The sequence below is a fragment of the Hohaiivirga grylli genome, assembly GCF_039655745.1.
Lineage (GTDB): Bacteria > Pseudomonadota > Alphaproteobacteria > Rhizobiales > Beijerinckiaceae > Hohaiivirga > Hohaiivirga grylli.
In genome coordinates this window covers 378,521-390,678 of the sequence record NZ_JBBYXI010000002.1, presented here as the reverse complement: position 1 = coordinate 390,678, position 12,158 = coordinate 378,521, and the positions used below count along the sequence as shown (strand labels likewise).

General features: G+C 45.8%; 12 protein-coding genes and 1 CRISPR repeat array (1 of these 13 cut by a window edge). Of the genes, 1 reads left to right on the top strand and 11 read right to left on the bottom strand.

Annotation, left to right across the window (positions count from 1 at the left end; translation table 11 throughout):
• Positions 1-255: a CRISPR direct-repeat array (repeat unit 36 nt; unit sequence GTTGTGCTTGGCCCGCAAACTGAGTCCTGCTAGAAC); it reaches 177 nt to the left of the window's first position.
• A 103-nt stretch (positions 256-358) separates the two neighbouring features.
• The 9 genes from cas2 to ribH all read right to left on the bottom strand — a co-directional run bounded on the left by cas2 (position 359) and on the right by ribH (position 9,704).
• Complete coding sequence (cas2, locus tag WJT86_RS06140; RefSeq protein WP_346336644.1) at positions 359-700, bottom strand: CRISPR-associated endonuclease Cas2; 342 nt, start codon at positions 698-700, stop codon at positions 359-361.
• A 4-nt stretch (positions 701-704) separates the two neighbouring features.
• A complete protein-coding gene (gene cas1 / locus WJT86_RS06135; RefSeq protein ID WP_346336643.1) occupies positions 705-1,628 on the bottom strand; it encodes a type II CRISPR-associated endonuclease Cas1 in 924 nt (307 codons plus the stop codon).
• Positions 1,629-1,671: 43 nt separating this feature from the next.
• Entirely contained in the window at positions 1,672-4,851 is a 3,180-nt protein-coding gene (cas9, locus tag WJT86_RS06130) for a type II CRISPR RNA-guided endonuclease Cas9 (protein ID WP_346336642.1), read from the bottom strand.
• Between the two features lie 916 nt (positions 4,852-5,767).
• Entirely contained in the window at positions 5,768-6,250 is a 483-nt protein-coding gene (locus WJT86_RS06125; protein WP_346336641.1) for a cyclophilin-like fold protein, read from the bottom strand.
• Positions 6,251-6,377: 127 nt separating this feature from the next.
• Positions 6,378-6,860: a hypothetical protein gene (locus tag WJT86_RS06120; RefSeq protein ID WP_346336640.1), complete on the bottom strand. Its 483-nt coding sequence runs from the start codon at positions 6,858-6,860 to the stop codon at positions 6,378-6,380.
• A gap of 129 nt (positions 6,861-6,989) precedes the next feature.
• The gene (locus WJT86_RS06115; protein ID WP_346336639.1) at positions 6,990-7,589 is read right to left on the bottom strand and encodes a hypothetical protein; all 600 of its coding nucleotides are present in this window, start codon (positions 7,587-7,589) and stop codon (positions 6,990-6,992) included.
• Positions 7,590-7,657: 68 nt separating this feature from the next.
• Positions 7,658-8,647, bottom strand: coding sequence for a thiamine-phosphate kinase (gene thiL / locus WJT86_RS06110; protein ID WP_346336638.1), 990 nt, complete (start codon positions 8,645-8,647; stop codon positions 7,658-7,660).
• 80 nt (positions 8,648-8,727) lie between these two features.
• Positions 8,728-9,213, bottom strand: coding sequence for a transcription antitermination factor NusB (gene nusB, locus WJT86_RS06105; RefSeq protein WP_346336637.1), 486 nt, complete (start codon positions 9,211-9,213; stop codon positions 8,728-8,730).
• On the bottom strand, positions 9,210-9,704 hold the full coding sequence (ribH, locus tag WJT86_RS06100) for a 6,7-dimethyl-8-ribityllumazine synthase (RefSeq protein ID WP_346336636.1): 495 nt from the start codon (positions 9,702-9,704) through the stop codon (positions 9,210-9,212). Before ribH ends, nusB begins: the two co-directional genes overlap by 4 nt.
• Positions 9,705-9,958: 254 nt before the next feature.
• Between ribH and WJT86_RS06095 the strand changes: the two genes are divergently transcribed.
• On the top strand, positions 9,959-10,849 hold the full coding sequence (locus tag WJT86_RS06095) for an SPFH domain-containing protein (RefSeq protein ID WP_346336635.1): 891 nt from the start codon (positions 9,959-9,961) through the stop codon (positions 10,847-10,849).
• Positions 10,850-10,951: 102 nt separating this feature from the next.
• Here the strand turns inward: WJT86_RS06095 and WJT86_RS06090 are convergent, their stop codons facing one another.
• Together WJT86_RS06090 and WJT86_RS06085 are read right to left on the bottom strand one after the other, a co-directional pair.
• Complete coding sequence (locus WJT86_RS06090) at positions 10,952-11,491, bottom strand: DUF2569 family protein (protein ID WP_346336634.1); 540 nt, start codon at positions 11,489-11,491, stop codon at positions 10,952-10,954.
• A gap of 43 nt (positions 11,492-11,534) precedes the next feature.
• Positions 11,535-12,158, bottom strand: a complete 624-nt coding sequence (locus tag WJT86_RS06085) for a riboflavin synthase (protein WP_346336633.1) — start codon at positions 12,156-12,158, stop codon at positions 11,535-11,537.

The window sequence follows — 12,158 nt, the reverse complement described above, 5'->3', positions numbered from 1 at the left end:
GTGCTTCTTCCTATTTCCATAGTTGTGCTTGGCCCGCAAACTGAGTCCTGCTAGAACATAACGTTGGAATGGTTGCCAATATTGAGGGTTGTGCTTGGCCCGCAAACTGAGTCCTGCTAGAACAGGTAGCCTGATTTTAGCTCTTTCTCTGATGTTGTGCTTGGCCCGCAAACTGAGTCCTGCTAGAACCGCCCAAGAAAAGATAAGCCATGCTTTTGAGTTGTGCTTGGCCCGCAAACTGAGTCCTGCTAGAACCGACCCTCTATTAACGTTATGTTTTTAGAGGGTTTTTTACTGTTTAAACTCAAGAAAAAATGAACTTTTCTAAGTAAAAATAGCTTACTTTCAGTCATTTTTTTCAAAATAGAAGTAGCTGATCTGGCTTTGAAGGGCGCTCGGTATCTGTTTGGCCTCGGTAGCTTTGAATACCTTCGTATTGTTTATCGGTAAACCAGATTACATCCACTTTTCCGGCTTTCGGAACGGCTCTGCCGATACGGCGCGTAAGAGCCTCGGCCTGCTCCTTGCCAGCAGTAAAACGCAGGTAGCAGGAAAACTGCATCATCGAGAAACCTTCATCCAGTAAGTAGGCTCGAAATTTTGTAGCGCGTTTTCGCTCCGCTTTTGTCAAAACAGGTAAATCAAAAAGCGCCATAACCCACAAAATTCTATACCCCGATAATGCGATAAATTTCGACATACGGCTAATCCATAAATGCCTCATCTTTTTCTGAAACTGGAATAGAGGAAACAGGAAGCCATATTTTAGCGCGTTCTCCGGTAAATACCTGAGCCAGAGAAGAGCACATCCGGTTCAATACATTTGAGAGAGGCGAAAGCGCGTCTTCAGTCTCATAGTCTGCGTGAAGTACAGCTGAGAGCTGGCGCTTCATATTGACATCAAGCTCACTGAAATCCTCAACCTGAGACATTTGATAAGCAATAATATCTACAGCAGGCCGAAATGGCTCCATAAGGTCATCCGCCAGTCTCAATGCTTCACCAGCAGACTGATGTTTAAGCGAAAGAGAGGGATGTAAGCCATTTGCAACAATTGCACGGGCAGTTGCAGCACGTAAAACAGTATAACCATAATTGAGGGCAGCGTTAACTCCGCCTCCGTCACGATAACGGTAAAAGTTTTTCCCGAACATTTCAGGAAAATAGCGACGAGCAGCCTGTGCCTCCAGATTATCAACATCACCTGAGCGCACGGCATTGCTCATAGTGTAAAACAGGCTTGCATCTTTGCCGGTATGTTCCAAGGCAGCGGCTTGAGCTTTGATTTTAGCTTTGATGATATCAGCCCATAATCTTTTCCGCACAGGTAGTGAAACCTCAGCCTGTGCCTCTATTCTTTTACCCTGGGCAAAATGTCCATCAATTGGCAATAAACAAGAACACGGTCGAAAAGCTTCGTTACTTATGACAACTGGGACGCTACGTTGCGCTAATGCTGCAAGCACCTGCGTCGTCAGGCTTGCAGCCGGATGCGCAACAATAACAGCCTCTATATCATCGAGTGGAACCTTACCTAAGACATCTGATCCCATAGATATTTTTAAAAAGCCACGCTCTAACGAAAGATGTCGCCCCTCACCTGTAACCTCTACGATCTGTCCCAGCATAGAAATACTCCTCCATGCTTTAAGCCCCGATCATGATATCTGTTTATGGAAGGTTGTAATCTCCCAAAACATCAACTTTAATTTTATGACACTGCCGTTCCTTAAGCCTTGAAATACTTGCAAAATCCCAACGGAAAGAATCGGCATCATCATTGTGACGTTGCTCAAAAACCCCACCTTCATTATGAGGGACCAGCCTGATGGTATTTGAGCTTGGTTGAAGCCGAATAACAGTTTTAATACATAAACTACCATCGGCATCCTGAATCTGCACCATGTCTCCCTTATGGAGACGCATGACCAGCTTTCCACCCAGCTTTTCACGCTCCCACAATGGACGCCAATCCTTTTGATTAACCTCAAAGATACTGGCAGCAAAGCACTCCCATTTTCCATCGCGCATCTGAACAACGTCGATATGATGGTTTTCACCAGGGATAACGGCCTTATAAACCTCGTGAGACTTTTTATCTTTTATTGGATATGCGCTCTTATCTTCTTTTCCAATTCGGATACGGCGAATACCATTTTCCGCAGCATATGCCTTAAGTATATCCATCAATTCTTTCGAATCCCGCACTTTCCCCTTTGCATCCCGCAGACCAGCCAGCCTCTCCTGCAGAGCCAATCGGTGTTTAGGGTCACGGATACGGTCAACTTCACCAGCCGTTAAATCAACGAGCGGTTTACGACGGACAAGATTCCCAATCTCAGCGGCTTCAGCCGGGCTATGTATGAAACCGTAAGCAGTATCTTCATGCAAAGCACCGGATTTTCCCTGCTCTGACTTATGAGAAACCGTTATGCTCTCAACTGATTCACGAATATGATGCCGGAAATTATCAAAAGGCTCGGGTATTCGGCCGATAATATTACCATGTTCCTGCTGCTCCGCTTTACCCGCTTCCCTTGCTACTGTCTGCAAAATACCCCGTGTCATGGCACCGATAACAATGGCATCAATGGCATGGTGTCGATGATCAGTTCGGTTCTTCTGGTTATCATTACCGAGAAGTCCATTCAGCCCCCATTTGCCACGCAGTAGACCGATCAGACGCCCGGGCGTAACGTAAACCTGTGTTGGGTCACAAATGCATCCAAGGTAAGTTTTGGCAAGACGGGAAAGATATTGCGTCTCATTAAGCTGACGATCCAGAAAATCACCCTTCTTGGTAAAAACATCCATTGCATCAGGGTAGAACCGCCAGCGTTTCTCCTTTGGCAAGGCCGCCGCTCTTGCAAGAATATCAGGCCATTGCGGTTCGTTACCAAAAGCCTCAAAAGGAGACTTACCGCGTTTAATACGGTTCATATCGCGATAGCATAATACCTTGTTGGCGTTGCCATCATCCAATGTACGCGACCAAGGCAGAATATGTTCTATTTCAATTTCCGACGTATAGAGTTTGCTTAAGGGTATTACCCGTCCCGAGAACGGGCATTGCACCACTCCATCCACCATCTGTGCTTCGAACAACTTCATACGGGACATATTTGCCCCAGTAAATTCGGCAAAGCCTTCCATACGCTTCCGACGTGCCTCATTGGCATCGCGGTTACGCCTGTTTGTCTTTTGCAGCTCTTCTTTTTGCCGCTGGCTTAACTTAAACTCACGTGCCAGTTCGATCACAACCTGATCCGGATGGCCGAATTTAATAATGAGTGCATTAACAAGCCGCCTCAACTGGTTTAGCCCGATATGGACGGTTGGATTTGAAATACGGCCCCAATAAGCAGCTTTATCCTTTTTCTTGTCTATAGGATCCATGGAACCCGGGATGATATGACGTTGTAGTACTTGCCCATAATAGGGTAAGCGTTGCCATATCTCGCCTGTTCTTTCATCGGAGTGATGCCAGCCAGCACGTTTGACCGCTTCCGCATAAGAGATAACAAAACCCCGTTCATCGACCTCATGTGTCAAAGCATCCAGAATTGCCGTATTAGCGGTTGAACCAAGCCGCGAATAACCTTCTGGCAGAGGGATTGTCGCACAGGCCTCTGCATGCTCATGATCAAGGCCATATTCTTTCATCAGCTGGATGATCAGGGCATCATCATCATCTGCCTGTAACAGCTTAGTGATGAAAGCATCTTTATCTTCCAATGGCAATGTATTCCAACGGGGGCCGAAATGGTCTGGCTTAGACAAAATCTTGTTTGTCACACAGCCTGAAAGATGCTTTTCACCCGTCTCTTCAAAATTTATCCGAATATCACCACCAAGTTTCAGCCCCTTGCGTAATCCCTTAAAGGTCATTTTATCCGTATTACGCAAGGCACTGGCTAAAACATCCCGCTCCTGCAATGTGAGGGGACGCTCATAACCGGCAGCATCGAGTAACCTGATATGATTTAAGCGTTCCAGCATTTCACGTTCCTGAACAGACGGAAGTGCTTTTGGCGTACGGAAGTCTTCAGAGACAAACGTACATCGACCTATTTTCGGTGGCTTTAATGGCCTTTGGTAAAAAATAATTTTTTCAATTTTTTCTCTCAAATCACTTTTAAAAACGGCAGGATTATAGCTTTGCTGAATACCCCACAATGTATGAAATTCATGCAGCATCATTTCACGTGTGGGATAAAACTCATACAGAGCGGAAGCTCCCTGACCATCCATGCGAATACGGGTTGGCAAACGCTCTGGATCCCGTGGGCGTGATGAGTCTCCCCCTTGTCCGCGCTGCCGTGTCCAGAGAAACTCACCATATGTACGGCTTCCCTGTTCAATCAAAGCCTGTGTTAAACGCTTTGCACCTTCAGCAATCACACCATTTTCAGAATTCTTGCGGTCAGCCTTGCGGTTGGATTTAAAACCACGCCTTTGATTAATGTGAAAGAGAATGCGGCCCATTTCAGAAGCCGTTAAAGGCTCATTCAGACCTTTTGCCCTAAGCAGATAAGGATCAAGGCTTGCAAGCTGTTTTCGTTCAAGCTCCTGCTCAGGCATAAAGCCCTCAGCAATCAGTGCCTTGAGGAGGTTGTCTCGACGTTGGACAAATCGATCTCGCCGGCGACGCGCCTGACGGGGAATACGTCTCATTTCAGCAAGCGAAGAGCCATCTTTTGGGTTGCGCCCATCCTTGAAAATTCGCACACCGCTTTGCAGAAGTTCCTTTGGGGCATCCTTACCAAAAACGCCAAGCTCATCGAGCCCCGTTCGCCAGACTGCCCAACCAATTGAGTTCGTTCCCATATCAAAAGAAAACCGAAGCCCCATTTGAACTCCCCCAAATTGATAGTCATAACCATGGCGCAAATGCTTGCAAAAGAGCAATCTATACTATAGAATATTTTTATTCTAGCAGGAACAGGATGTGGGCCCTACATTAACAAGGTTCATACCATCGAATAAAGGCGGGCTCCGGTCCGCCTTTTTACTTTTCTGAGATTAAAGCCCCCCATCTAAGGCATGAGGGGCTATTCTAGCTAGGAACGAACGGGCCTAACACAACTCTTATACCGTAACGCAATGCATTGCGTATTAGCGAAAGACTATATTTTAATACGACATTTAATGACAAAATGCCGGACTGCCAAGCAGCATAAAAGAAGTGGTAAAATATCAATTATTGTAAAATTAGTTTCCATCCCAACCTCCTTTCTATTCTCGTGAACATTGGGACAATAGCAAATATTTCCATAATGTAAATTACTTTCTTATATCGTAAATTTATAAAATAAAAAACAAAACAAAAACAATGAGTTCAATAAAAAAAATTAACGATTTCAGAAAATCTGAAGGATAGGTTGATATGCTTGGCCCACAAACTGAGTCCTGCTAGAACCATTTCCGTCTCCTCGTGCGCATGTCTCTGTTGTGCTTGGCCCGCAAACTGAGTCCTGCTAGAACTCAGGGTTATATTCGTTAACGCCGTTCGTTTGTTGTGCTTGGCCCGCAAACTGAGTCCTGCTAGAACGTAGATATCTGAGTACCGTTTGCCGCGTTCGTTGTGCTTGGCCCGCAAACTGAGTCCTGCTAGAACCGACCCTCTATTAACATCATGTTTTTAGAGGGTTTTTTACTGTTCAAACTGAAGAAAAGATGAGTTTTTTAAACTCAAATTGCCCACTTTCAGTCGTTTTTTTTCAAGAAAACGACCCAAATCAATTAGGAAGCGCTTAATAACGAGAGATTACTGCCCAAGTTTTTCAAGCCGGATTATCCCCGTTGGGGCACGCTGCAGTATTTGGATATCACCTTCTATTCTACCCAGTTTCACCAAGCCATTGGCATAGCCGTCACCATGATAGAACATGGCAAGATTGCCCCATGGGGCAAAATAAGTAATGTCACCAGCAACGGGCGTCATACCGGATGGGGCACCTGCAGTGGTGATTTTACGGGGTAGATAAGCAATTTTTTCTTTCGAAGCATAATCTTCGAGCTTTAGCTCAAGCGGCAAAAGGGAAATAAAGTCCCGTGTGGAAGCATTATCTTCCAAAGCGGCAACCAGTTCATTCTTGCCAATGATCATACGTACGCGCACGTATTCCCCCTGTTTCGTCCTGCTGGCCTCTCCTGAAGTCGCAGAAACATCACGCGAGAGTGTGCCCATTGCAACAATTTCAATGCACACAGAAATAGCCAACGCTCCAAGATTAAATGACTTCTTCATAACATTTAGCCTTCGTTGCCTGAGTTATAAAGAAACTTACGTGAGGATTTAACAGGAGGAGACGCTATAACAATTATGAATGAAATTCATAAACGTACTATGAGAAACCCTATCATCCCCTTTTCCCTTAATCCGGGAAATTCAGGTTTCCGGAATAATCAGTCTTATGGGGTTGCGTACGAGGCTGGCTGACTTTCTTATTAACAGCAGGCTTGGGGCCTTGAGATAAGCTTTCCCGACGCTTCAACTCGGCATCCGCATCAAGGTGCAGCTTGTTGAGTTGTTGCATAGCCTGCTGAGTGGTAATGCGCCCGCTATCACGTGCCTGTGCAATCTCCATACGCCACTTGAGCTTATTATGCAGAATATCCAGATCCCCATTGCGGTAGAGCACCACTGTCTTGCTCTCTGCTTTGTTATAGCAGCCCAATATATCAACGTAGCGGGTATAACCCTTATGAAAGCACGCCTGCCCTTCGGCCAGACTTTCATCAAGAAGCCCCCTATCCATCTTAGCAAGATTACGGTTACTCCCACTAACATCAATGATAGGTCTACATCCTGCCAATACGAATGAGACCAAGCAAACAGAAGCAATAAGTGTTTTCATTCTAATCCCCTATTTCAGGGGGAAAATACCCAATAGCTAAGTTCTGAAATAGCCTGAATTAGTACTGGTTTGATTATAACAACTGGAGCATATTAGTATATATTTCTCCATTAAATATTATATATGGTTTTATGGTTTTGTTTCAAAAACAATATTCCGAGGATAGATAAAGTGACGCAATAGTGGAATAATTGATGCATACCATTTTCCAACATCACCAAAATATGGTTTTGCGCCATCAGGCAGCTCTGGCAATAATTTCTGGAATGTTTGATTAAAGGGAACGGAATCGTAGGCATCTTTTATGAACTCCCACTTACCTTCCTTTTCTTTATAAGCAGCAACATAACCAACTGTCATAAACACATCACCGTATTTATCTATTCGTAAAGTTTGATACGGGATAGTACGAATAGAAACTCCATCAATCAGATATAACTTTGAGATTTCACCTATACGTGCAATCTCATAACGAGAGCCCATATTCTTATGAAGGCTTTTTGCAAAAGCCCAACCCGCCTCAAGGCGGCTTGTATCGCCACGGTGAACTATTTCTAATTCACGTGGGCTCATTATCTTGATTGCTTTCTTACTATCAAGATTAACTACCGCTTCAATAGAATTCCTAACGCCTTTGTATATTTCAGTTTTTTCCTGTTCAGAAAGCGTATCAGCGTTTACGGGAGACGAGAGTAAAAGAACTAAGAATGAGAGTATAAAGTGTTTCATCTCGCCCTACCGACATCGATGTTATTTTTCCATAGCATATAGATAAACAGCCCATTTAGTATGCAATATCAAAAATGGCTGAAACTTGGTTTGGCAAATTGAACAGGTTTACCGTTGTAGGAATAGCTTGGTGTTTCCTGCCCTTCGGTCACAGTACCAATACGGTGAAATTCGACACCAGCCGCTGCCGCTGTCGTGACAACCTTTGTGTATGAGGCCGGTGAAACGGTGCAGAGAATTTCATAATCGTCACCACCACACATGATAGTGTCAAGGCAGGTGGCATCATTAGAAAGTGCATTGCGAGCGGCTTGTGACAAGGGCACATTCTCCAGCGTCACTTCAGCCGAAACACCGCTGGCTTTCAGCAGTTTCTCCATATCGCCAATCAGGCCATCTGAGAGATCCATAGCAGCCGTTGCATAGTTACGAACGAAGGGTGCCAGAGCAATACGCGGCTGGGGCCTGTGATAGCGCATAATAAGAAGCTGCCAGTCAGCATTACTCAATGAGGTTGCCCACGCAGGCTCATCACCTCTCGCGAGAAACAGGCCAAGAGCAGCATCACCAATTGTGCCTGAAACGCAGATATAGTCACCGACATTGGCCCCATTCCGGCGTACCATCTTGCCTTCAGGAACCTCACCAAGTGCTGTAATTGAAATGAATGGCGCTCCAACAGCACGAACGGTATCACCACCATATAGCGGGCAGCGCCATTGGGTTGAGACAGCCCCTAACCCACGGGCAAAGGTCGCAATCCAATCCTGAGACCAGGCATCATTTACCCCAAGCGACAGCAGAAAACCTAATGGCTCCGCCCCCTTGGCGGCAAGATCAGAGAGATTAACGCCTAAAGCCTTGCAGGCAACATCACCGGGGTTATCGTCATGCAGAAAATGGACACCGGAAACAATGGCATCAACCGTCATGACTATTTCATAACCGGGTGATGGTTTCAGAAGGGCCGCATCATCAAGAAGCCCCAACCCACCGGGAGCAGCAAGCGGCGCAAACAGGGCATTGATCAATCCATGTTCCGATAAATTTCCGCTCATAGCCCCTCTCCGGTTTTCTAATCCGGTTCTTCAAGTAAAACAGAAGATTCCGGAAATCGGTGTAACGCTCTGATATATAATTACTTCTTTGTAGCGCGACGCTCTCTTGCCTTTTCCATTTCAGCCGTACGAACTTCTGAACCGATGGAATCCAGAACTGCATTCACCAGCCCGGGCTCATCATCTTCATAGAAGGCATGGGCAACATCCACATACTCACTGATGACGACAAGAGCCGGGACATCCTTACGGAACATCATTTCCCATGCACCAGCGCGCAAGATTGCGCGCAGAACAAGCTCAATGCGTTTCAGCGGCCAGCTTGCCTCCAAGACAGCATCAACCTTCAAATCGATTGTGCGCTGCTCTTTGACAACACCAGAAATGATAGAGCGGAAAAACTCACTCTCAGCCTGCGGAAGCGTGATCCCCTCCACTTCCTTACCAATCCAGAAAGTCTCAAATTCAGCAAAAGCATCAATGACGCCCTTACCAGACACATCCATCTGGTAAAGTGCCTGCACAGCGGCAAGGCGGGCAGCGGAACGTTCAGATGTCTTACTCATACGCCTGCCTTCTCCAGATCACGTTTAATAGCCAGAACAAGTAAAGCAGCGCGGGCAGCACCGCCGCCCTTGTCCTGACGCTCAGGAGAGGCACGATCCCACGCCTGCTCGTCGTTCTCAACCGTAATAATACCGTTACCAATCGGGAACTTGCGATCAACCGTCAGATTCATGATGCCACGGCAGCTTTCTTCCGAGACCAGATCATAATGGGTTGTTTCCCCACGGATAACCGTGCCAAGAGCAACAGCGGCATCATAGGGCTTCCCAGCCTTCTCAGCTGCATCAAGGGCAATCGCGATCATTGACGGGATTTCCAGCGCTCCGGAAACGGTCAGAACATTATATTCGACCTGCGCATGCTGTAGCGCCTTGGAAGCTCCATCCAGTAATGCGTTGGACAGGTCTTCATAATACCGCGCTTCTACAACAAGAACACGCGCTCCAGGTACAATCCTGACCGGTACTGGAGCATGATTCATCGATGCCATTTACACTCTCCAACGGCAAAACCAGCCGTCATTAAATTCTACGCTTTTGATCTAACCTGATTTGGCGTGAAGCGGAAGGGGGCAGCCCTATAAAATCGAAGTACAGCATCTTGCGTCAACATTCATTTCCATAGGATGAAGAACACGTGGAATGGCTGGAAAGAACCTTATAAGAAAGGCTGCAAACTTGCGTAAACATAATATCGGACGTATTTAGCCACGTGATATTTTATTCGTAATCACGGGAGAAAAACGTGAAAGAAAAACGGGCACTCGCCATAAACGGTTATCTGGGCATCATACTGATCATCATTGCTCTGGGGTACTGCTTCTATCAAATTTACCTTGCAGCCTCGACACCTAATCTGCTGAACACTTTTAGCAGCAAAAGCATGGACTGGCTCTCGCTTCTGCGCTGGCCTGTCTTTATAGCTCTTGCCCTGCTGTTACTGACCTCACTGACGGTTGTGCAGCCAAATCAGGGTAAGGTTATTATTTTCTTTGGTCGTTATCTTGGCACCATCCGCAAAAGCGGCCTGTTTCTGACAGTGCCCTTCACTCAGAAAAGTGTCATTTCGCTGCGTGTTCGCAACTTCAACAGCTCGACACTCAAGGTCAATGATATTGATGGCAACCCGATTGAAATCGCAGCCGTTGTTGTTTTCCGTGTGATTGATACAGCCAAAGCTGCTTTCGACGTCGAATATTACGAAGACTTCGTTGCTGTTCAAAGTGAAGCAGCAATCCGCCATGTCGCAACACAATATCCGTATGATTCATTCTCGGACACAGACAAAACCCTGCGTGGTAATGCTGAAGATGTATCCCGTGAATTGACGGAAGAACTGCAAGCTCGTTTGGCCGTTGCCGGTGTCGAGGTTATGGAATCCCGTCTGACCCACCTCGCCTATGCCACTGAAATTGCCAGCGCAATGCTGCAACGCCAGCAGGCAAAAGCCATCCTGTCTGCACGCCAGACCATCGTTGAAGGCGCTGTCGGTATGACATGCCTGGCAATCGAGAAGCTTGAAAAAGATGGCGTTCTGAAACTGGGAGACGAGCACCGCCTCCAGCTGGTCAACAACCTGATGGTCGCTATTGTCTCCGACCGAGGCGCCCAGCCTGTGCTCAATACAGGTTCATAATTGAAGAGATGATAAATGAGGCTCAGAACCTGTTATCAGGTCTGAGCCTTTTCTTTTAATTCATTAGCTTTGCAAGCTTTAGTGACCATATTCGAGGTAAATTTACCGACGAATAAAAGTAGCCTTACAACGCTTTGAGCGAGTGATGTAGATGCAGATTAAAATATCAGCCAGCATCGCGAGAGAAATTATAATTGAGCTTGTAATTTGCCAAGTAACCAAGCTCCAGTTTCCATCAAGCTGTTCGCGTGCCAGATCAGGAAAAAGATAAGAAAGATACATATAAACAATCAGGGACAAGAAAATATAAATACAATAGCAAATTATATAATTTTTATAATAATAAACGAAGACACGTTTCTTTTGAAGAAAAAACCTCAAAACATATAAAAAACAACACAAGAAAAAGGTATCAATTATGCTATTGATAAAATCAAATGCATGAAACAAATTCTCTATGCCCCGGTAGTCAGAATCAAAGAATATATTCAGATATCCAAGGCTCAAATATTCAAAAATGTAATATGCATTGATTACAAAACCAAAGATATTCAGAGCAAACCAAATACATACAAAAATAAGAAAACCGCCAAAAGGCAAAGGCTTTCCTTCTTGCGCCAATGGCGAGTCTATCTCAGACATTCTTCCCCAAACCGTCTGCTAAAATGTAGTTTCTATTCTTTTCTTATATCTTCTCAGTCAGTCGGGCTGCATAACGGGCCATCAGATCAACTTCCACATTGATTGAATCGCCCTCCTTACGCTCACCCCATGTTGTTACTGTCAGGGTATGAGGGATGAGTAGAACTGTAAGCTTATTGCCATCAACGCTATTGACTGTCAGCGATGTACCATCAAGACAAACTGAGCCCTTTGTCGCGATAAAGCGAGCAAGCTCTTTTGGCACGGCAATAGTGAATTCAGCTGTTTCACCCCAAGGGTTATCAGCATCTGTCACCATACGGCGTGAGACAATCTGGCCGACACCGTCAACATGGCCAGTCACAATATGACCACCAAGCTCATCACCAATCTTCAGTGAGCGCTCAAGATTAAGATGGCGCCCAACTGCCCATTCATTGACTGTTGTCTTGGCCAAAGTCTCAGCTGCAGCATCAACTTCAAACCAGCAACCGCCTTCCTGCTCACCAAAAGCAACAACTGTCAGACATGGGCCGCTACAGGCAATGGATGCCCCCATCAGGATTGTTGAAGGGTCATAGGCGCTTTCAATACGAATACGGCGCAGTTTATCGCTTTCTGTCACAGAAACGACAGTTCCAACATCTGAAACAAGCCCAGTAAACAT